24 protein-coding genes are annotated in these 20,090 nt (G+C 72.7%); 11 read left to right on the plus strand and 13 right to left on the minus strand.

All coding sequences use genetic code 11. The features are described 5' to 3' along the window. Positions 1–211 precede the first annotated feature (211 nt). The 5 genes from ACIY1X_RS13310 (at position 212) to otsA (ending at position 5,118) form a co-directional block, all read left to right on the plus strand. Positions 212–778 carry an MgtC/SapB family protein gene (locus ACIY1X_RS13310; RefSeq protein WP_038217912.1) on the plus strand — a complete coding sequence of 189 codons (567 nt, stop codon included), beginning with the start codon at positions 212–214 and terminating at the stop codon, positions 776–778. A gap of 94 nt (positions 779–872) precedes the next feature. Continuing rightward, entirely contained in the window at positions 873–1,565 is a 693-nt protein-coding gene (locus tag ACIY1X_RS13315) for a glutathione S-transferase family protein (protein WP_038217907.1), read from the plus strand. Positions 1,566–1,614: 49 nt separating this feature from the next. Continuing rightward, positions 1,615–2,880, plus strand: coding sequence for a multifunctional CCA addition/repair protein (locus ACIY1X_RS13320; RefSeq protein ID WP_038217893.1), 1,266 nt, complete (start codon positions 1,615–1,617; stop codon positions 2,878–2,880). Positions 2,881–2,959: 79 nt separating this feature from the next. Further along, the gene (otsB, locus tag ACIY1X_RS13325) at positions 2,960–3,712 is read left to right on the plus strand and encodes a trehalose-phosphatase (RefSeq protein ID WP_038217890.1); all 753 of its coding nucleotides are present in this window, start codon (positions 2,960–2,962) and stop codon (positions 3,710–3,712) included. A gap of 20 nt (positions 3,713–3,732) precedes the next feature. Further along, positions 3,733–5,118 (plus strand): alpha,alpha-trehalose-phosphate synthase (UDP-forming), encoded by a 1,386-nt coding sequence (gene otsA, locus ACIY1X_RS13330; RefSeq protein WP_038217888.1) that lies wholly within the window; start codon positions 3,733–3,735, stop codon positions 5,116–5,118. A gap of 19 nt (positions 5,119–5,137) precedes the next feature. On the opposite strand, the gene ACIY1X_RS13335 is transcribed toward otsA, so the two are convergent. Further along, a complete protein-coding gene (locus ACIY1X_RS13335; RefSeq protein ID WP_038217886.1) occupies positions 5,138–6,037 on the minus strand; it encodes a LysR family transcriptional regulator in 900 nt (299 codons plus the stop codon). A gap of 114 nt (positions 6,038–6,151) precedes the next feature. On the opposite strand from ACIY1X_RS13335, the gene ACIY1X_RS13340 reads away from it, so the two are divergent. Then, positions 6,152–6,913, plus strand: a complete 762-nt coding sequence (locus ACIY1X_RS13340; RefSeq protein ID WP_399681105.1) for an SDR family NAD(P)-dependent oxidoreductase — start codon at positions 6,152–6,154, stop codon at positions 6,911–6,913. Positions 6,914–6,925: 12 nt separating this feature from the next. Here the strand turns inward: ACIY1X_RS13340 and ACIY1X_RS13345 are convergent, their stop codons facing one another. Further along, the gene (locus ACIY1X_RS13345) at positions 6,926–7,255 is read right to left on the minus strand and encodes a hypothetical protein (RefSeq protein WP_399681108.1); all 330 of its coding nucleotides are present in this window, start codon (positions 7,253–7,255) and stop codon (positions 6,926–6,928) included. Between the two features lie 177 nt (positions 7,256–7,432). On the opposite strand from ACIY1X_RS13345, the gene ACIY1X_RS13350 reads away from it, so the two are divergent. Beyond that, a complete protein-coding gene (locus ACIY1X_RS13350; RefSeq protein ID WP_051954090.1) occupies positions 7,433–8,941 on the plus strand; it encodes a PLP-dependent aminotransferase family protein in 1,509 nt (502 codons plus the stop codon). Here the strand turns inward: ACIY1X_RS13350 and ACIY1X_RS13355 are convergent. From ACIY1X_RS13355 to orn, 4 genes are all read right to left on the minus strand, one after another. Then, entirely contained in the window at positions 8,914–9,846 is a 933-nt protein-coding gene (locus ACIY1X_RS13355; protein ID WP_038217871.1) for an ROK family protein, read from the minus strand. The genes ACIY1X_RS13350 and ACIY1X_RS13355 overlap by 28 nt on opposite strands. 22 nt (positions 9,847–9,868) lie before the next feature. After that, on the minus strand, positions 9,869–10,063 hold the full coding sequence (locus ACIY1X_RS13360; protein WP_038217856.1) for a DUF2905 family protein: 195 nt from the start codon (positions 10,061–10,063) through the stop codon (positions 9,869–9,871). 6 nt (positions 10,064–10,069) lie between these two features. Then, complete coding sequence (hisN, locus tag ACIY1X_RS13365; protein WP_038217853.1) at positions 10,070–10,846, minus strand: histidinol-phosphatase; 777 nt, start codon at positions 10,844–10,846, stop codon at positions 10,070–10,072. Positions 10,847–11,060: 214 nt separating this feature from the next. Further along, positions 11,061–11,642: an oligoribonuclease gene (orn, locus tag ACIY1X_RS13370; protein ID WP_038217850.1), complete on the minus strand. Its 582-nt coding sequence runs from the start codon at positions 11,640–11,642 to the stop codon at positions 11,061–11,063. A 60-nt stretch (positions 11,643–11,702) separates the two neighbouring features. Between orn and ACIY1X_RS13375 the strand changes: the two genes are divergently transcribed. Genes ACIY1X_RS13375 through rsgA form a run of 3 tightly spaced genes read left to right on the plus strand, consistent with a single transcriptional unit; the run spans position 11,703 to position 14,276 of the window. After that, entirely contained in the window at positions 11,703–12,959 is a 1,257-nt protein-coding gene (locus ACIY1X_RS13375; protein WP_038217847.1) for a M48 family metallopeptidase, read from the plus strand. A gap of 23 nt (positions 12,960–12,982) precedes the next feature. Then, positions 12,983–13,330 carry a 4a-hydroxytetrahydrobiopterin dehydratase gene (locus tag ACIY1X_RS13380; protein ID WP_038217844.1) on the plus strand — a complete coding sequence of 116 codons (348 nt, stop codon included), beginning with the start codon at positions 12,983–12,985 and terminating at the stop codon, positions 13,328–13,330. A gap of 7 nt (positions 13,331–13,337) precedes the next feature. Continuing rightward, on the plus strand, positions 13,338–14,276 hold the full coding sequence (gene rsgA / locus ACIY1X_RS13385) for a ribosome small subunit-dependent GTPase A (protein WP_038217842.1): 939 nt from the start codon (positions 13,338–13,340) through the stop codon (positions 14,274–14,276). On the opposite strand, the gene hisC is transcribed toward rsgA, so the two are convergent. The 7 genes from hisC to rpsP form a co-directional block, all read right to left on the minus strand. Continuing rightward, on the minus strand, positions 14,277–15,359 hold the full coding sequence (hisC, locus tag ACIY1X_RS13390) for a histidinol-phosphate transaminase (RefSeq protein WP_038217839.1): 1,083 nt from the start codon (positions 15,357–15,359) through the stop codon (positions 14,277–14,279). It lies immediately after the preceding gene. A 12-nt stretch (positions 15,360–15,371) separates the two neighbouring features. Then, positions 15,372–16,373, minus strand: a complete 1,002-nt coding sequence (locus ACIY1X_RS13395) for a CobD/CbiB family protein (protein WP_038217836.1) — start codon at positions 16,371–16,373, stop codon at positions 15,372–15,374. A gap of 43 nt (positions 16,374–16,416) precedes the next feature. After that, entirely contained in the window at positions 16,417–17,085 is a 669-nt protein-coding gene (locus ACIY1X_RS13400; protein ID WP_051954097.1) for a CoA pyrophosphatase, read from the minus strand. 214 nt (positions 17,086–17,299) lie between these two features. Beyond that, the gene (rplS, locus tag ACIY1X_RS13405) at positions 17,300–17,692 is read right to left on the minus strand and encodes a 50S ribosomal protein L19 (RefSeq protein WP_038217830.1); all 393 of its coding nucleotides are present in this window, start codon (positions 17,690–17,692) and stop codon (positions 17,300–17,302) included. A 102-nt stretch (positions 17,693–17,794) separates the two neighbouring features. Then, on the minus strand, positions 17,795–18,547 hold the full coding sequence (trmD, locus tag ACIY1X_RS13410) for a tRNA (guanosine(37)-N1)-methyltransferase TrmD (RefSeq protein WP_038217827.1): 753 nt from the start codon (positions 18,545–18,547) through the stop codon (positions 17,795–17,797). A 16-nt stretch (positions 18,548–18,563) separates the two neighbouring features. Next, on the minus strand, positions 18,564–19,127 hold the full coding sequence (gene rimM, locus ACIY1X_RS13415; protein ID WP_038217817.1) for a ribosome maturation factor RimM: 564 nt from the start codon (positions 19,125–19,127) through the stop codon (positions 18,564–18,566). A gap of 38 nt (positions 19,128–19,165) precedes the next feature. Continuing rightward, complete coding sequence (gene rpsP / locus ACIY1X_RS13420) at positions 19,166–19,429, minus strand: 30S ribosomal protein S16 (protein WP_038217815.1); 264 nt, start codon at positions 19,427–19,429, stop codon at positions 19,166–19,168. Positions 19,430–19,682: 253 nt separating this feature from the next. Between rpsP and ACIY1X_RS13425 the strand changes: the two genes are divergently transcribed. Beyond that, on the plus strand, positions 19,683–20,090 hold a 408-nt coding region (locus ACIY1X_RS13425), incomplete at its 3' end, for an NINE protein (protein WP_399681119.1).

Here is a 20,090-nt window from a genome sequence, read left to right on the forward strand (position 1 = left end):
GGCACGCGCGATCGAGGCGCTGCGTGCACTGCCGGCAGCGCAGCGGCCGGCGCGCCGCTGCCCGCCGCGCTGCCGCCGCCCGGCCAGCCGGCCGCCGCGCCACCGCCGCCGGCGCCCCACTGAACCGGCGGCCTGCGCCTACAGCGGCACGGCGGGCGGCGGTCTACAGTGCCGCAGCCCCTCCCAGCCCCCACCCGACGCACGCAGCCCCATGGCCTCATCCGACTGGAGCACCCGCCTGGCCGACACGGTGGCCGCCGAGTTCTCCGACGTGCCCGACCTGGAACAGCTGGTGCGCATCCTGGTGCGGCTGCTGCTGGCCGCCGTGCTGGGCTTCGTGCTCGGCTTCGAGCGCGAGCAGCAGGGCAAGGCGGCCGGCGTGCGCACGCACATGCTGGTGGCCATCGGCTCGGCGCTGTTCGTGCTGGTGCCGCAGCAAAGCGGCATCGTGCCGGCCGACATGAGCCGCGTGATCCAGGGCCTGGTGGCCGGCGTGGGCTTCCTGTGCGCGGGCACCATCCTCAAGCAGGGCAGGGACGAAGCGCAGGTGCAGGGCCTGACCACCGCCGCCGGCCTGTGGATGACGGCCGCCATCGGCATGGCCTGCGGCCTGGGGCGCGAGGTGACGGCGGTGCTCAGCGCGCTGCTGGCGCTGGTCGTGCTGCAGCTGGTGCCGCACCTGGTGAGCCTGGTCGAGCGGCTGGCCGGCCCGCGCCGGGCGCAGGACGTCGCCGCGAAGAAGGTGATCGCCACGCCGGACGAGCCGCCGCCGCGCTGAGCCGCCGCCGCGCGCATCAATCGCCGCCGCATCCGGCATCAACGGCGCAGCCGGCCGCGGCTAGCATGGCCGGCTCAGCAAGGAGAACGAACGCATGTCCGCATTGAAGCTCTACATCGGCAACAAGAACTACTCGTCCTGGTCCATGCGCCCCTGGGTGCTGATGACGCAGGCCGGCATCCCCTTCGAGGAGGTGATGGTGCGCTTCGACTCCTTCGGCCCGGACTCGCACTTCAAGGCCACCGTGGGCGCGATCAACCCGGCCGGTACGGTGCCCGTGCTGGTCGACGGCGACCTGGCCGTGTGGGACACGATGGCCATCGCCGAATACCTGGCCGAGCGCTTCCCCGAGCGCGCGCTGTGGCCGCGCGATGCCGCCGCCCGGGCACGCGCGCGCAGCATCAGCGCCGAGATGCACGCCGGCTTCACCGCGCTGCGCAGCCACTGCACCATGAACATCGAGGCCGACCTGCGCGAGGTCGGCCAGCGCCTGGTGGCCGAGCAGGCCGGCGTGCGCAGCGACCTGCAGCGCATCGGCAGCATGTGGAGCGAATGCCTGGCCGCGCACGGCGGCCCGATGCTCTTCGGCGAGTTCAGCATCGCCGACGCCTTCTACGCGCCAGTGGCCACCCGCATCCGCACCTACGGGCTGCCGGTGCCCGAGGCGGCGCAGGCCTACATCGACCGCCTGCTGGCCCTGCCCGGCGTGCGCGCCTGGATCGACCAGGCGCTGTCCGAGCACGACTTCGTCGCCTTCGACGAGCCGTACCGCACGTCGCGCGGCTGAACGGCCCGCATGCGCCGCGGGCCGGCGCACCGCCGCCTAAACTGACGGCATGGAGAACTACCTCGTGGGCGGCGCCATCCGCGACGCGCTGCTCGGCCGGCCGGGCAGCGACCGCGACTGGGTGGTCGTCGGCGCCACGGTGCAGCAGATGCTCGACGCGGGCTTTCTGCCCGTAGGGCGGGACTTCCCGGTCTTCCTGCATCCCGACACGCGCGAGGAATACGCCCTGGCCCGCACCGAGCGCAAGAGCGCGCCGGGCTACCGCGGCTTCGTCGTGCACGCCGCGCCGGAAGTGACGCTGGAGGAAGACCTCGCGCGGCGCGACCTGAGCATCAACGCCATGGCACTGCCCGCCGCGCAGGCCGACGTGCGCCCGCTGCCCATCGACGCGCTGATCGACCCCTTCCACGGCCGGCGCGACCTGCAGGACAAGGTGCTGCGCCACGTGACCGACGCCTTCCGCGAGGACCCGGTCCGCATCCTGCGGCTGGCGCGCTTCGCCGCGCGTTTCCACGACTTCGCCGTGGCGCCGGAAACGATGGCGCTGATGCGCGCCATGGTCGCCGCCGGCGAGGCCGACGCGCTGGTGCCCGAGCGCGTCTGGCAGGAGCTGGCGCGCGGGCTGATGGAGGCGAAGCCCTCGCGCATGTTCGAGGTGCTGCGCGAATGCGGCGCGCTGGCCGTGCTGCTGCCGGAGGTGGAGCGCCTGTGGGGCGTGCCGCAGCCCGAGCAGCACCACCCCGAGGTCGACACCGGCGCGCACCTGATGATGGTGCTGGACATGAGCGCGCGGCTGCAGGCGCCGCTGGCGGTGCGCTTCGCCTGCCTGACGCACGACCTCGGCAAGGGCACCACGCCGGCCGAGGCGCTGCCGCGGCACATCGGCCACGAGCAGCGCAGCGCCGATCTGCTGGCCGGCCTGTGCGAACGCTGGCGCGTGCCCACCGAGATCCGCGAGCTGGCCGAGGTGGTGGCGCGCGAGCACGGCAACATCCACCGCAGCGCCGGCTTCGGGCCGGCGGCGCTGGTGCGGCTGCTGGAGCGCTGCGATGCCTTCCGCAAGCCGCAGCGTTTTGCCGATGCACTGCTGGCCTGCGAATGCGACGCGCGCGGGCGCCTCGGGCTGGAGGCGCAGCCCTATCCGCAGCGCGAGCGGCTGCTGGCGGTGCTGGCCGCCGCGCGCGGCGTGGACACGGGCACGGTGTCGCGCCGGGCGATGGAGCGCGGCGCGCGCGGGCCGCAGGTCGGTGCGGCGATTCATGCGACGCGGGTCGAGGCGGTGGCCGCGGCCGCCGGCGAGGCGCCGCCGCGCTGAGCGGCGTGCGCGCCCACGCCGCATTGGCGGCATCCGCCGACGCAGCCGCGCGTTTCAGCGTGTTAAGGTGAAACGCGACATGCAACTGCCCCCGCCCCCCCTGCCGGACCGCGACCCGGCCCTCTTCCTGGATTTCGACGGCACGCTGGTGGCCATCGCCGAGACGCCCGAGGCGATCGAGGTGGCGCCCGGCCTGGTGCCGCTGCTCATCGAGCTGCACGAGCGGCTGGACGGCGCGCTGGCCATCGTCTCCGGCCGCCAGATCGACGTGCTCGACCGCTTCCTGGCGCCCCTGCGCCTGCCTGCCGCCGGCGAGCACGGCGTGCAGCGGCGCGACGCGCAGGGCCGCCTGCAGGAGCGCACGCCCCCGGACCTGGCCGTCGTGCTGGAGGCCGCCAATGCGCTGGCCGCGCGTCACACGGGCCTCCTGGTCGAGCGCAAGCACGCGGCCATCGCGCTGCACTACCGGCTGGCCCCGGACCTCGGGCCGCTGTGCCTGGACACGATGGCCGAGGTGATCGGCAGCGACCCGCACTTCGAGCTGCTGCACGGCAAGCGCGTGGTCGAGGTCAAGCCGGCCGGCGTCAACAAGGGCCTGGCCATCGACGCCTTCCTGGAGGAAGCGCCGTTCCAGGGCCGCGTGCCCGTCTTCGCCGGCGACGACACGACCGACGAGACCGGCTTCGCCATCGTGCAGTCGCGCCCCGGCGGCATCGGCATCAAGGTCGGCCAGGGCCCCACGCAGGCGGAGCACCGGCTGGCCGGCACGACCGCCGTGCACGGCTGGCTGCGCACGCTGCGCGACCACCTCGCCGCCCAGGCCGTCCGCTGAACTCATCATCCCCACCGCCCATGCCTCGTCTCGTCGTCATTTCCAACCGCGTCGCCGATCCCCGCAAACCCGCCGCCGGCGGCCTGGCCGTGGCGGTGGGCGAATCGCTGCAGCAAAGCGGCGGCCTGTGGTTCGGCTGGAGCGGCCGCATCGTGGAGGACGGGCCCACCGGCGAGGGCGAGGTGCACCGCCAGCAGGCCGGCAAGGTGACGCTGGCCATGCTGGACCTCTCCCGCGAGGACCACGACAGCTACTACCTGGGCTACAGCAACAAGGTGCTGTGGCCGGTGTTCCACGACCGGCTGGACCTGGCGGACTTCGAGGCCGCCTTCATCGACGGCTACCGCCGCGTGAACCAGCTGTTCGCGCGCAAGCTGCTGCCGCTGCTGCAGGAGGACGACATCCTCTGGGTGCACGACTACCACCTCATCCCGCTGGCGGCCGAACTGCGCGCCATGGGCTGCCGCCAGCGCATCGGCTTCTTCCTGCACATCCCGCTGCCGCCGCAGATCATCATGGCGGCCATTCCGCAGCACGAGTGGCTGATGCGCTCGCTGTTCGCCTACGACCTGGTCGGCTTCCAGGCCCAGCAGGACGTGCAGCACTTCGAGCGCTACGTGTTCAACGAGGCCACGGGCGAGTCCCTGGGCAACGACCTGTTCCGCGGCTGGGGCCAGACGGTGCGCGCAAGCGCCTTTCCCATCGGCATCGATGTCGACGAGTTCGAGGCGCTGACGCGGGCCAGGGATGCGCAGGACATGTACGAGACGATGAAGGGCGAGTACAGCAAGCGCCGCCTGCTGCTGGGCATCGACCGCCTCGACTATTCCAAGGGCATCCCGCAACGGGTGCGCGCCTTCCGCGAACTGCTGGCCAACTACCCGGAAAACCGGCGCAGCGCCACGCTGATCCAGATCGCCTCGCCCACGCGCGAGGACGTGAACGCCTACGGCGCCATCCGGCGCGAGCTGGAGTCGCTGTGCGGCGCGATCAACGGCGACTATGGCGAACTGGACTGGATGCCGGTGCGCTACATCCATCGCATGGTGGCGCGCCGGCGCGTGCCGGGCCTGTGCCGCGCCGCGGCCGTGGGTCTGGTGACGCCGCTGCGCGACGGCATGAACCTGGTGGCCAAGGAATTCGTCGCAGCGCAGGATCCCGAAGACCCCGGCGTGCTGGTGCTGTCGCGCTTCGCCGGGGCGGCCGAGCAGCTCAGGGAAGCGCTGCTGGTCAACCCCTACGACATCCACGCCACCGCCGAGACGGTGCAGCAGGCGCTGCAGATGCCCCTGCCCGAGCGGCAGGCGCGTCACCGCAAGCTGCTGCAGCGCATCCGCGAACAGGACGTGCACTGGTGGCGCAGGAGCTTCCTCGAGGCGCTGAACTCGGCGCCGCGCGTGAGCTAGGCACGCGGCACAGGCGCCCTCAGCGCGCCAGCACCTCCTCCATCACCCCGGCCACCCAGTCCATGAAAGCCTGCACCCGCCGCGCCACCTGGCGCCGGTGGGCATAGAGCAGCGTCACGGGCAGCGGTTCGGGGCGCAGGTCCGGCAGCACCTCGACCAGCCGGCCGGCCTCGATCATCCCGCGCAGGCCCAGCGCCGGCGCCTGGATCAGGCCCAGCCCCGCCAGGCAGGCCGACTCGTAGGCGAAGGTGTTGTTGACGGTGAGCACGGCGGCCATCGGCAGCATCCGCTGCTCGCCGCCTTCCACGTACTCCCAGCCCGTCGCGGCGCCGCCCAGCGTGGACGAGTAGCGCACCAGCCGGTGGTGCGCCAGGTCCTCCAGCGAGCGCGGCGTGCCGAAGGCGGCCAGGTAGGCGGGGCTGGCGACGTTGATCTGCACCAGCTCGCCCAGCGGCCGCGCCACCAGCCCCGACTCGCGCAGCGCGCCGGCGCGGATCACGCAGTCGAAGCCCTCGTGCACCAGGTCGACCCGGCGGTCGGTGCTGCTGAGCTCGATCTCGATCTGCGGATGCGCCGCGACGAACTCCGGCAGGCGCGGGACGAGCACCTGGCTCGACAGCTGGCCCGGCATGTCCACCCGCAGCCGCCCCCGCAGCGCCGCCGGCTGGCGCTGGAACAGCGCCTGCAGTTCGTCGGCGTCGCCCACCAGCGCCTGCGCGCGCTCGGCGAAGAGCTGGCCGTCGGGCGTCACGCGCACGCTGCGCGTCGTGCGCTGCAGCAGGCGCGTGCCCAATTCCGCCTCGAGCTGCTGGACGACGGTGGACACGCGCGCCCGCGTCAGCCCCAGGCGCTCGGCCGCGCGGGTGAAGCTGGCCGCCTCGGCCACCAGGAGGTAGATGCGCAGCGCGTCGAGGTCCATCAGTTTGTCAATTTTTTTTGAACAGTGAAGCGATTTTCTCTGTATTTATCCATTGATTGTTCCTCCATAAAGTCCATTCCAACCCACTCTTCTTCTCGGAAAGGCAGACGCACCATGACCACCACCCCCATCGCACTCATCACCGGCGGCAGCCGCGGGCTCGGCCGCAACGCCGCGCTGCACCTGGCCCGGGCCGGCGTCGACATCGTGCTCACGTACCGCAGCAGTGCATCCGAAGCACAGGCAGTGGTGCAGGAGATCGAGGCCCTGGGCCGGCGCGCCGCCGCCCTGCCGCTGGACGTGTCGCAGCCCCGCGGGTTCGGTGACTTCGCCGCGGCGCTGAAGCAGGCCCTGGCCGGCACCTGGCAGCGCACGCAGTTCGACTACCTCGTCAACAACGCCGGCATCGGCGTGCACGCGGCCTTCGCCGAGACGACCGAGGCGCAGTTCGACGAACTGGTGGCCGTGCACCTGAAGGGGCCGTTCTTCCTCACGCAGGCGCTGCTGCCGCTGATCGCCGACGGCGGGCGCATCCTGAACGTCTCGTCCGGATTGGCGCGCTTCTCGCTGCCCGGCTATGCGGCCTACGCATCGATGAAGGGCGCCATCGAGGTGCTGACGCGCTACCAGGCGCGCGAACTGGGCGCGCGCCGCATCGCGGTCAACGCCATCGCCCCGGGTGCGATCGAGACCGACTTCGGCGGCGGCGCGGTGCGCGACAACGCGCAGCTCAACGCCTTCGTCGCCTCCGTCACGGCGCAGGGCCGCGCCGGGCTGCCGGACGACATCGGCGCCGCCGTCGCCGCGCTGCTGCGGCCCGACAACGGCTGGATGACGGGCCAGCGCATCGAGGTGTCGGGCGGCATGTTCCTCTGAACCGGCGCGGACTCAGCCGGCGGGCCGGAACCATCCGTGCAGGGCGCGGGGCAGCGCCAGCCGCCACCCGCGGCCGCCCGTGCCGGCCGGCACGCACCGCAGCCGGGCCGCCGCGCCGCCCAGCGCGCGCACGGTGATCCAGCCCGCCCGTTCGACCACCCAGCCCTCGCCCTCGTCCAGGCTGCGGCCGACCGGCACGGCCACCTCCGCCAGCCAGCGCGGCGGCTCGTCGATGCGCAGGCGCCCCTGCGCCGCGAACACGGCGGTGCCGGCATCGACCGCCAGTTGCAGCGACTGGCCGGCGGCCAGGGGCCGGTCGGGGGGACAGGGATGGGGGCTCATGGTGCGCTCCTGGCGAGGTCTGCGGATGGCTTCATCCTAGGAACGGCCTGCCGTGCGGAACAGGCACACGCGATGCCTTCGTGTGCCGCAACAGCGGGCCGCGCACGGCCTCTGTTATGGTCGTTTTGCGTCCAACTGCATCTGTGCCGGCCGGCCTGCCCGGCGCACCATCGCTCCATGCACACGCCGCCGCGCTACCGCCAGATCGCCCAGCACTACCTGGCCGCGGTGCGGGCCGGCTCGCTCGGCCCGGGTGACCGGCTGCCCTCGCTGCGCGAGCTGATGAAGCTGCACGGCGTGAGCCTGTCCACCGCGCTGCAGGTGTGCCGCACGCTGGAGGCCGAGGGCTGGGCCGAGGCGCGCGAGCGTTCCGGCTACTTCGTGCGGCGCCCGCGCCGCCTGCAGACCACGCCGATGGACGAGCCCGCCGCCGACCGCGCGCCCGACCCGGCGCAGTTCGTCGGCATCCACGAGAAGGTGTCGGACTTCGTCGCCCGCCGCCGCTACAACGAGGTCCGGCTGGACTTCTCCATCGCCCGCGGCGCGCCTGCGCTGTACCCGGCCGAGGCGCTGCGCGCCGCCATCGGCCAAGCGCTGCGGCGCCGGCCCGAGATGCTGACGCTGGCCGCACCCTCGCGCAACCGCACGCCCTTCCGCGAGGCGGTGGCGCAGCGCGCGGTGCGGGTGGGCATGACGCTGGCGCCCGAGGAGGTGCTGCCCACCAACGGCTGCATCGAGGCGCTGAACCTCGCGCTGCGCGCCGTGGCGCAGCCGGGCGACACGGTGGCGGTGGAGTCGCCCACCTTCTACGGCCTGCTGCAAGTGCTCGAGAGCCTGGGCATGCGCGCACTGGAGATCCCCACCAGCCCGCAGACCGGCCTGTCGGTCGAGGCGCTGGAGCTGGCCATCGACGCCTACCGCGACATCAAGGCGGTGGTGGTGGTGCCGCACCTGCAGAACCCCCTGGGCAGCGTGATGCCCGACGCGCACAAGGCGCGGCTGGCGGCGCTGTGCGAGCGCCACGGCATCGCGCTGATCGAGGACGACACCTACAGCGAGCTGCTCGACGCCGAGGCGCCGCCGCGCGCGCTGAAGTCCTTCGACGCCACGGGCAACGTCATCCACTGCGCCTCGCTGCACAAGGTGCTGGCGCCGGGCCTGCGGCTGGGCTGGATCCATGCCGGCCGCTGGCACGCGCGGGTGGAGATGCTCAAGTACGCGCAGACGCGCAGCAACGAGGAGCTGTCGCAGACGGCGGCCGGCCGCTTCATGGCCACCGGCGCCTACGACCGCCACCTGCGCCGGCTGCGCGAGCGGCTGCGCACCCAGCGCGAGCGCACGGCCGACGCCATCGCGCAGCACTTCCCGGCCGGCACGCGCATCAACCTGCCGCCCGGCGGGCTGCAGCTCTGGGTGGAGCTGCCCGGGCGCCTGCCGTCGATGGCGGTGTTCGACGCGGCGCTGCGCGAGCACATCCTGGTGGCGCCGGGCACGCTGTTCTCCAACGGCGCGCGCTTCGACCACTACCTGCGCATCAACTGCGGCTGGCCGTGGTCCGACGCGATCGAGGCCGGGCTGCGGCGGCTCGGCGGCATCGCCTCGGAGCGGCTGGCGCGGATGCCGGGCCGCGCCGCCGAGCCGGCCGCGCGGGTGCGCCCTCAGGCCACCAGCGCGAGTGCCGCGTAGTCGCCGACCTGCTCGCCCAGGCCGGCGGCGGCCAGGCGCACGCCCTGCGTCAGCGCCGGCAGCCGGCCGTCGATCTGCGCCTGCAGGCGCGGCAGCAGGAGGTCGCGGTTGTGCAGGAACACGCTGCCGCCGAGGCTCACGCGCTGCAGGTCGAGCGTGACGACCAGGTTGTAGAGCAGGCGGCCCATCACGCGCACCAGGCCGTCGGTGATCCCGAGGGCACGCGCGTCGCCGGCCCGCGCCGCGCCGAAGAGCTGCGCGGCCGGCATGCCGAAGCGGCGCTCGATGGCGTTGCCCGCCACCAGGCCCTCCACGTCGCCCACGTTGCCGCAGCCGCACAGCGCGTGCTGGTTGTCGTCGTCGGCGACGAAGCTGTGGCCCGCATGGCCGGCGTTGCCGCCCTTGCCGCGCAGGGTGCGACCGTCCACGCACAGGCCGACGCCCACGCCGGTGCTCCAGGTGACGTAGGCGCAGTGGTCCAGCCCCTGCAGCGCGCCCCAGCGGCGCTCGGCCTCCAGCGCGGAGACGGCGTCGTTCTCCACCCGCACGCGGCCGTAGCGGCGGCGCAGCGGCGCCTCGATGACGGCGCTGGTCCAGTCGTTGGGCAGCCCGCGGGCCGGGCCGGCCAGGCCGCCGCAGATGTTGGGCGTGGCGAGTTCGACGGCGCCGCCGGCGTCGAGGATGAAGGGGCCCGCCGCCGACACGCCCACGCCGTCCACCGACGCGGCCGGCACGCCGAGCTGCGCGCAGGCCGCGTCGATCAGGCGCATGACCTGCTGCGCGACGGCGTCGGGCGCGCCCTCCTTGGCGGTCGGCTCGGCCTGGCGGGCCTGGAGTTCCTTCCGGCCGTCTTCGGCCAGGCTGACGGCGACCTTGGTGCCGCCGATGTCGACGCAGGCTTTCATCGTGCTCCGGAGTGCAAGGGCTTCACAACAACCGCGCGACCAGCGCCGCCAGCAGGCTCAGCGCCACCGTGCTGGCGATCGGCAGTTGCCAGATGCGCCCGAAGGCGCGGAACTCGAAGTCGCCCGGCAGCCGGCCGAAGCCCAGCTTGCGCAGCCAGCCCGTGAGGCCCTGCATCAGCAGCAGGGCCACGACGACGACGAGCAGCCAGCGCAGCATGCAAGCTCACTGGGCCTGCAGCACCGCCAGCGCCGCGCGGTGCAGCTCGGGCGTGGCGGCGGCGACCACGCGGCAGTCGGGCTGCAGGCCCAGCGGGCGGCCCTCCCAGTCGGTGATCACGCCGCCCGCGGCTTCGATGACGCCGGCCGGGCCGAGGTAGTCGTAGGGCTGCAGGCCGGTCTCCACGACCAGGTCGATCGTGCCACCCGCCAGTTGCGCGTAGCCGTAGCAGTCGCCACCGAAGCGGCGCATCGCGCACCGGCGGCTCAAGGCGTCGAAGACGGCCCAGTCGGCCGGCGCGAAGATGTCGGGCGAGGTGGTGACGATGCGCGCCTCGGCCAGTCGCGTGCAGCCGCGCACGCGCACCGGCTGGCCGTTGCGCATGGCCACGCCGTCCTGGCCGATCCAGCGCTCGCCCAGCACCGGCATGTCGATCATGCCCAGCTCGACGCGCCCGCCCGAGAACGCGGCGATCAGCGTGCCCCACAGCGGCGAGCCGGTGATGAAGCTGCGCGTGCCGTCGATCGGGTCGAGCACCCACACGCGCCCGGCATCCAGGCGCTGCTGGCCGTGCTCCTCGCCGTAGATGCCGTCCTCGGGCGCCTGCGCGGCGAGCACGTCGCGCATCGCCTGCTCGGCCGCGCGGTCGGCCAGCGTGACGGGGCTGTCGTCGGCCTTGGTGACGATCTCCAGCGGCTGGCGGAAATAGGCCATCGACTGCCGCGCGGCGGCATCGGCGAGGGCGTGGGCGGTGGCGAGCAGCGGGTGGATGGCAGGCGGCATGGCCGCATTAGACCGCAGCCGCGCGACGCTGCCGGGCATCGACCGTCACTGCATCACGCACCGCCGGCGGCGTACCGAGCGCCGCAGAACCGACGGCCGCGGAGCAGGCCATGCGGGAACACCCACGGAACCGGCTTGGCCGGGCCGTCGGGTGTGCCCCCTTGAGGGGGTTGGCGAAACGGAACGAAGTCCGCGGAGACTGGGGGTGTCTGTTTCACAGGCGCAGGAAGGTGCTGCGGTAGTGCACCAGCTCGTCGATGGACTCGTGCACGTCGGCCAGCGCGGTGTGGGCCTGCTGCTTCTTGAAGGCGGCGTAGGCGGCCGGCTTCCAGCGCCGCGCCAGCTCCTTGAGGGTGCTGACGTCCAGGTTGCGGTAGTGGAAGTACGCCTCCAGCTTCGGCATGTACTTGACCAGGAAGCGCCGGTCCTGCCCGATGGTGTTGCCGCACATGGGCGAGCCGTGCTTCGGCACGTAGCGGGCGATGAAGTCCAGCAGTTGCTGCTCGGCCGCAGCCTCGTCGAGCGTGGAGGCGCGCACCTTGTCGATCAGGCCGCTGCGCCCGTGCGTGCCCTTGTTCCAGGCGTCCATGCCGTCCAGCACGGCCTCGCTCTGGTGGATGACCAGCACCGGGCCCTCGATGCGCGGCGCCAGGTCGGGGCCGGTGACGACGACGGCGATCTCCAGCAGGCGTTCCTTCTCGGGGTCCAGGCCGCTCATCTCGCAGTCCAGCCAGACCAGGTTCTGGTCGCTCTTGCGCAGTTCGGCGGGGGCGGAGGCAATGGAGGTATCGGGCATCGGCGCATTGTCCACGACGCGTTTCGGGCCGCGGGGCCGCCACTACACTCGGCATCCCCCATGAACGCCTCGCTCGCCTTCACCCTCGCCTTCTCGGCCATGCTGGTCCTGAGCCTGGCCGTGCGGTTCTGGCTGGCCAGCCGCCAGATCCGCCACGTGGCGCGCCACCGCGACGCCGTGCCACCTCCCTTCGACCGCAGCATCGGCCTGGCGGCGCACCGCCGGGCGGCCGACTACACCATCGCCAAGGCCCGCTTCGGCCTGCTGGAGATGGCCTGGGGCGCGGCCGTGCTGCTGGGCTGGACGCTGCTGGGCGGGCTGGACCTGCTCAACCGGCTGCTGCTGGAGGGGATGGGCCCGGGCCTGGTACAGCAGCTCGCCCTGCTGGCCGCCTTCAGCCTCGCCGGCAGCCTGCTGGAGCTGCCCTTCACCCTGTGGCAGACCTTCCGCCTGGAGCAGCGCTTCGGCTTCAACCGCATGACCTGGAAGCTGTGGCTGGCCGACGCCGTGCGGGGCCTGCTGCTGGGCGCGGCGCTCGGGCTGCCGCTGGCGGCGCTGGTGCTGTGGCTGATGGGTGCGGCCGGCACGCTGTGGTGGCTGTGGGCCTGGGGCGCGCTGGTGCTGTGGACGGCGCTGCTGCAGTTCATCGTGCCCACCTGGATCGCGCCCCTGTTCAACAAGTTCGAGCCGCTGGCCGACGCCTCGCTCAAGGAGCGCGTCAACGCGCTGATGGCCCGCTGCGGCTTCGTCGCCAAGGGCCTGTTCGTCATGGACGGCAGCCGCCGCAGCGCGCACGCCAACGCCTACTTCACCGGCTTCGGCGCGGCCAAGCGGGTGGTGTTCTTCGACACGCTGCTGCAGCAGCTCGCCCCCGGCGAGGTCGAGGCCGTGCTGGCGCACGAGCTGGGCCACTTCCGCCACCGCCACATCCTCAAGCGCATGGCGCTGATGGCGCTGCTGGGCCTGGCCGGCTTCGCGCTGCTGGGCTGGGTGTCGGGGCAGGTCTGGTTCTACACCGGGCTGGGCGTGCAGCCGTCGATGGCCGGCGCCAACGACGCGCTCGCGCTGGTGCTGTTCATGCTCGCCGTGCCGGTGTTCGGCTGGTTCGTCGCCCCGCTGATGGCGCAGCTGTCGCGCCGCGACGAGTTCGAGGCCGACGCCTTCGCGATCGCGCAGACCAGCGGGCGCGACCTCTCGGCGGCGCTGCTCAAGCTCTACCAGGACAATGCCTCCACCCTCACCCCCGACCCGGTGTACGTGAGGTTCTACTACTCGCACCCGCCGGCCAGCGAGCGCCTGGCCCGCATGGGCGCCTGAAAACCCTTCTCAAGGAACCCGCCATGAGCGACAGCATGCTGACCATCCGCGACTGGAAGGGCGTGGCCCGCAAGGCGCTGAAACCCAGCGAGGTCGTCGCCGGCCTGGCCAAGCTGGAAGGCTGGTCGCTGCGCGGCGACGGCGCCGACGTCGCGATCGAGAAGACCTACCGCTTCGCCGACTACTTCGAGACCATCGCCTTCGTGAACGCGCTGGCCCTGATCGCCCACCGCGAAGACCACCACCCCGACCTGTCGGTGCACTACAACCGCTGCGTGGTGCGCTTTTCCACGCACGATGTGGGCGGCATCTCGGTCACCGACCTGGACTGCGCGCGCCGGGCCGACGCGCTGCTCATGCCGCTGCGGTGAACGCCTGATGGGCAAGCGCGGCGCGGCGCCGGCGGCATCGGATCCCACGCTGCGCGAGGGGCTGGTCGTCGCCAGCCACGGCCGGCACTGCATCGTCGAGACGCCCGACGGCGAGCGCCGCATCTGCCATCCGCGCGGCAAGAAGAGCCAGGCGGTGGTCGGCGACCGCGTGCTGTGGCGGCCCAGCGAGGACGAGGGCACCATCGAGCGCGTGCAGGCGCGGCGCAACCTGTTCTACCGGCAGGACGAAGTTCGCACCAAGTCCTTCGCCGCCAACCTCGACCAGGTGCTGATCCTGCTGGCGGCCGAGCCCGAGTTCTCCGAGCAGCAGCTCGCCCGCGCGCTGATCGCGGCCGAGGCGGAACACATCCGGCCCATCATCGCGCTCAACAAGAGCGACCTGGTGGAACCCTTCGAGCGCGCCTGGGCGCGGCTGGCGGCCTACCGCCGCATGCACTACGGCGTGATGCCGCTGTCGCTGGCGGCCTCGGGCGAGGTCGACCGCGAGGCGCTGATGCGCCGGCTGCAGGGGCACACCACGCTGGTGCTCGGCCCCTCGGGCGCGGGCAAGAGCACGCTCATCAACCTGCTGGTGCCCGGCGCGGCGGCGCTCACGGGCGAGATCTCGCAGGCCCTCAACAGCGGCCGGCACACCACCACCACGACCACCTGGTACTGGGTGGACGAAGCGCGCGGCACGGCGCTCATCGACTCGCCGGGTTTCCAGGAATTCGGCCTGCGCCACATCGAGCCCACGCGACTGGCGGCGCTGATGCCCGACATCGCCGAGCACGCGGGCGAGTGCCGCTTCTACAACTGCACCCACCTGCACGAGCCGGGCTGCGGCGTGCGGGCGCAGGTGGAGCCGGCCGGCGACATCAGCGCCGCCCGCCACCGGATCTACGGCGAGCTGTTCGCCGAGTTGAGCGCCCCCGAGCGGTATTGATCAGGCGGCCAGGACGGCCTGCAGCGCGGCGACCAGCGCGCTGCACTGGTCCCGCGTGCCGATGCTGATGCGCAGCCAGGCATCGATGCGCGGCTGGCGGAAGTGGCGCACCAGCACCGCCCGCTCGCGCAGCGCGGCGGCCAGCGCCGCCGCATCGCGCCGAGGATGCCGGGCGAAGACGAAGTTGGCCTGCGAGGGCAGCACCTCGAAGCCCAGGTCCTCGAGCTGCAGCGCCAGGCCCTCACGCGTGTCCATCACCTCGCGGCAGCCGCGGCGGAAGGCCGCCTCGTCCTCCAGCGAGGCCAGCGCGCCGGCCTGTGCCAGCCGGTCGAGCGGGTACGAGTTGAAGCTGTTCTTGACGCGGTTCAGCGCCTCGACCAGCGGCGCCTGCCCCAGCGCGAAGCCCACCCGCAGCCCGGCCAGCGAGCGCGACTTGGACATCGTCTGCACCACCAGCAGGTTGGGATGCCGCGCGATCAGGCCCACGGCGCTCTCGCCGCCGAAGTCCACGTAGGCCTCGTCCACCAGCAGCACGCGCTGCGGCGCCGCGGCCAGCAGCCGCTCGACGGCCGCCAGCGGCAGGCCGATGCCGGTCGGCGCGTTGGGGTTGGCGACGACGATACCGCCGCAGCCCTGCGCCGCGCGCGCGGCCAGCGCCTCCACGTCGATGCGCAGGCCGGCGTCCACCGGCACCGTCTCGGCCGGGATGCCGTAGAGCTGCGCCCACACGCGGTAGAAGCTGTAGGTCACGTCGGGGAACAGCAGCGGCTCGGCGCGGCGGAAGAAGGCGAAGAAGGCATGCCCCAGCACCTCGTCCGAGCCGTTGCCGACGAAGACCTGCATCGGCGCCAGCCCCAGCCGCGCGGCCAGCGCCTCGCGCAGGGCGGTGGATTCCGGGTCGGGATAGCGCTCCAGCCCCTCGTGCGCCGCCCGGGCGATGGCCTGCGTGACATGCGCCGACGGCGGCAGCGGATGCTCGTTGGTGTTGAGCTTGACCAGCCCGGGGATGCGCGGCTGCTCGCCGGGCACGTAGGGCTCCAGGCCGGCGACGCCGGGGCTCCAGAAAGGGGATTCAGCGTTCACGGCAAAAAGAGGTCAACCGAGCAGGCGTGCAAGGGTCAACAAAGCCAGCAGCACCATCCACATCACGACCGAGCGCCAGACCAGCCCCACCACGCTGCGCAGGTGCGCCGGCTGCGGCTCGCGCCCCGGCGTGCTGCCGCTGGGCAGGGCGGCCGCCGCGCCGCCGGACTCGCCGGCCTGCGCCTGCGGCAGCGTCTCGGGCAGCGGCATGGAGCGCAGCTGCCCGCCGCCCAGGCGCACGTTGAGTGCGCCCGAGGTGGCGGCGAGGATCACGCCGTCGTTGGGATGCGGGAAGCGGCGCGCGTCGTTGCGCCAGCAGTCGATCGCGTCCTCGAAGCTGCCGACCACCGCGAAGCCGAGCGCGGTGATGCGCGCCGGCAGCCAGTCGATCGCGCCCCAGGCGCGGGCCGAGGCCTGCTGCACCGACTCGCTGGCCGGCTGCACCGAGGCGTGGCTCTTGTGCGCCCAGTAGCGCGCCACGAACTCGCTCATGCGGTAGAACACCGCGCCCGCCGGCCCCAGCCCGATGGCCGCCAGCACCGAGAACCAGGCCAGCACGCCGAACACGTGCCGGTGCGCGGCGATGACGGAGTACTCGATCACGTGGCGCACGATCTCGCTGCGCGGCAGGTCGGCGGCGTCCACCTGCTTCCAGTGCGCCAGCAGCGAGCGCGCCAGCGCCTCGTCGCCGATGTCCAGCGCATCGCGGATGCCGGTGAAGTGATGGCTGAACTGCCGGAAGCCCAGCGTGACGTAGAGCACCGCCACGCTCCAGAGCACGGCGAAGGGCAGGCCCGCGAAGTGCAGCAGCGCCCAGTGGATGCCCAGCGCCAGCAGGGTGGGCACGCCCACCGCCAGCGTCCATGCCACCCAGCCGTGGTGCGGCCTGCCCGCGTCGAAGTTGCGGCTGGTCCAGCGGGTCCAGGCCAGCACGGCGCCGTACACGGGGTTGTTGAGGCCAAGCGGGCGCACCTGCTCGATCAGCAGCGCACACAGGATGGCGAAGAAGCTCATCCCTGGATGATAGGCGGGCGTGCCCGCCAACCCCGGGCGGTGTTCAGGCGCTGAGGAAGCGGTAGAGGTTGCGCAGCATGCCGGCCGTCGCGCCCCACACGTAGCGCTCGTGCGGGCCGTCCTGGTAGGGCATGGAGAACCAGTGGCGGGCGTTCGGGCCCTCCTCCATCTGGTGGCGGCGGTGGTGCGCCGGGTCCATCAGGAAGGCCAGCGGCACCTCGAACACGTCGGCCACCTCGCCGGGGTTGGGCCGCAGCCGGAAGCCCGGCTCGACCAGCGCCACCACCGGCGTGACGACGAAGGCGGTGACGGTGGTGTAGGTGGGCAACTGGCCCAGCACCTCGATGAAGCCGGCGGACAGGCCCACCTCCTCCCACGCCTCGCGCAGGGCGGCGGCGGCCACGTTCGCGTCCTCGGGGTCCACCCGCCCGCCCGGGAAGGCGATCTGCCCGGAGTGGGTGGACATGCGCGTGGCCCGCTCGGTCAGCAGCACGGTCGGCTCGGCCCGCTGCACGATGGGCACCAGCACGGCGGCCTGGGCCGGCGCGCGCTCGGTCATGCGCGGCTCGCGCCGCAGTTCGGGCGTCCACGCCGGCGGGTGGGCGAAGCGCTCGCGCAGGGCGTCGGCCACGAGGCGCCGCGGGTCGACCGCGGGCAGGTCGCTGTCCACCCTGGACACCGGCACGGCGCGCGGATCGACGACCGGCGCCATCGGCGGCAGGACGTTGATCACTTCGGGGGCGGCGTGCGAGGCGGTGGTCAATGGGGGCTTTCGAACTGCTGATGAAGATATAACGATTTGAACGACCTGCGGGATGAACGGCGGTTCCCGGCAAAAATCACGGAAAGCGCGGCGCCGTGTGCGCCGGAAAGCAAAAAGGCCGCCCGGAGGCGGCCTGTGCATCGCGCATCGGGGCGCGCAGCCTTTATTCGGCGGCTGCGGCGGCAGCGGCGCCGGACGACTTGCCGGGCAGCTTTTCCTTGATGCGGGCGGAACGGCCACTGCGCTCGCGCAGGTAGTACAGCTTGGCGCGGCGGACGTCGCCGCGGCGCTTGACCTCGATGCCGGCGATCAGCGGGCTGTAGGTCTGGAAGGTGCGCTCGACGCCTTCGCCACTGGAGATCTTGCGCACGGTGAAGGCGCTGTTCAGGCCGCGGTTGCGCTTGGCGATCACCACGCCCTCGTAGGCCTGCACGCGCTTGCGGCTGCCTTCGACGACGTTGACGCTGACGATCACGGTGTCGCCGGGGGCGAACGCGGGGATCTTCTTGCCCAGGCGGGCGATTTCCTCTTGCTCGAGGGTTTGGATGAGGTTCATGGCTTCCTGCATGCGATCGTGCCCGCGCTACACGTGAAAGGCGGCGGTGCTGCAACGAGCAGGCGGTGCCGCGGCCGGGCAGAGGATCGGAAAAGCCTTTGATTATAGCTTTTTTGCCAGCAGTATCTCGTCGGCCTTGTCCAGCCGGCCGGCGGCGCGCGCGGCGTCGATCAGGTCCGGCCGGCGCTCGGCGGTGATCGCCAGGCGCTGGTCGCGCCGCCAGCGCTCGATCTGCGCGTGGTGGCCCGACAGCAGCGGCGCCGGCACGCCCTGCCCGCGCCAGACCTCGGGCCGGGTGTAGTGCGGGCAGTCCAGCAGCCCGTCCAGGGCCGGGTTGAAGCTGTCCTGCGCATGGCCGGCCTCGTCGCCCAGCACGCCGGGCTGCAGGCGCGCCACGGCGTCCAGCAGCGCCATCGCCGCGACCTCGCCGCCCGAGAGCACGAAGTCGCCCAGGCTGATCTGGTGGGTGACGCACTGGTCGATGAAGCGCTGGTCCAGGCCCTCGTAGCGGCCGCACACCAGCACGGCGCCCTCGGCATCGCCGGCCCAGCGCTGGGCCACGGCGTGCGAGAGGCGCTCGCCGACGGGCGAGAACAGCACCACCGGCGCCTGCGGTTCGCCGCGGTCGGTCAGCGCCGCGTCCAGGCAGGCGGCCAGCGGCTCGGCCATCATCACCATGCCGGGGCCGCCGCCGAAGGGCCGGTCGTCGACGCGGCGGTAGTTGCCCTGCGCGAAGTCGCGCGGGTTCCACAGCACCACCTGCACCTGCCCCGACGCATAGGCGCGGCGCGTCACGCCGCTTTCGAGGAAGGGCGCGAACAGTTCGGGAAACAGCGTCAGGACGTCGAAGCGCATGGCATCGCTCCGAGCATCAGTAGTCCGGTTGCCAGTCGACGGTGATGAGGCGGCCTTCGAGGTCCACCTTGTCGACGAAGGCGGAGACGAAGGGGATCATGCGCTCCACGGCCTTGCCGTCCTGCTCGGCGTCGAGCACCAGCGTGGTCTGCGGGCCGGTGGCCAGCAGCTCGCGCACCGTGCCCAGCGGCACACCCTCGCGGTTGACCACCGGCAGGCCGATCAGGTCGACCCAGTAGTACTCGTCCTCGGCGGGCGTGGGGAAGCTGGAGCGCGGCACGAACACGCGCGCGCCGCGCAGGGCCTCGGCGGCGGTGCGGTCGGGCACCTCCGGCGAGGCGGCAACGATGCTGTCGGCGTGCTCGCGCGCCTCGCGCACCGGCAGGCGGAAGGCCTGGGTGGGTGCGTCCTGGCCGGCGCCGGGCGGCACCAGGAACCAGCGGCGGGAAGAAAAAAGCGCCTCGGGCTGGGCGCTGTGGGGAAGGACCTTGAACCAGCCCTTGACGCCCCAGGCGTCGAGGATGCGCCCTACCTCGATGGCGTCCGCCGGCAGGGCGGCGGCTTCGAGCGTGGGCAGCATCGCCTGGGTTCGGACGCTCAGGGCGCCGGCGGGCGCAATCAGGCGGCGGCCTGGGGAGCCGCGGCGGCGGCCTGCTTGATCAGGCGCGCGACGGTGGGCGAGGCCTGGGCGCCGACGCCCTGCCAGTAGCTCAGGCGGTCCTGGGCGACGCGGATGCTTTCCTCACCGCCCTTGGCGGCCGGGTTGTAGAAACCCAGGCGCTCGATGAAGCGGCCGTCGCGGCGGGTGCGCTTGTCGGCCACGACGATGTTGAAGAACGGGCGATGCTTGGAGCCGCCGCGCGAGAGTCGGATCACGACCATGATTTATCCTTCGGGTGGAGTGGCGCCCCGGTGAAAACGGGCTTTCCGGAACGCGCCGATGTTCCCCCAGCGTTGAGACACGCGACTTGGCCACCCGGCCAGCGACACGCTGGAAAGCCTTCCATTATAGCCCGCCCTTTCCCCACTTCATGCAGCAGCGTTTCCGCCCGCGCCGCGACGAGCACGTCGCCGCCACCGCCACCCCCGTTCCTCCTGCCTGCCGCCAGCGCCGTGGCACCGGCGAGGCGCCGCGATGACGGCCGCCGCCGCCGCTGCGCGGCCCCGGCCGCGCAGCAAGACAGTCGCCGCCTGGCTGGCCTTCCTGGGCGGGCCGCTGGGCCTGCACCGCTTCTACCTGCACGGCCTGGGCGACTGGCTGGGCTGGCTGCTGCCGATCCCGACCGCGCTGGGCCTGTACGGCATCGAGCGCGCGCGCATGTACGGGCTGGACGACCAGGCGAGCTGGGTACTGATCCCCTTCGTCGGCTTCACCTTCGCCGGCTGCGCGCTGACGGCCATCATCTACGGCCTGATGGCGCCCGAGAAGTGGAACGCCCGCCACAACCCCGGCCTGCCCGCCGACGCGGCGCCGGGCCGCACGAACTGGTTCACCGTCGGCGCGGTGGGGCTGGCCCTGTTCTTCGGCGCCACGGTGCTGATG

The organism is Xenophilus sp., from assembly GCF_044462705.1.
Taxonomy (GTDB): domain Bacteria; phylum Pseudomonadota; class Gammaproteobacteria; order Burkholderiales; family Burkholderiaceae_C; genus Xenophilus; species Xenophilus azovorans.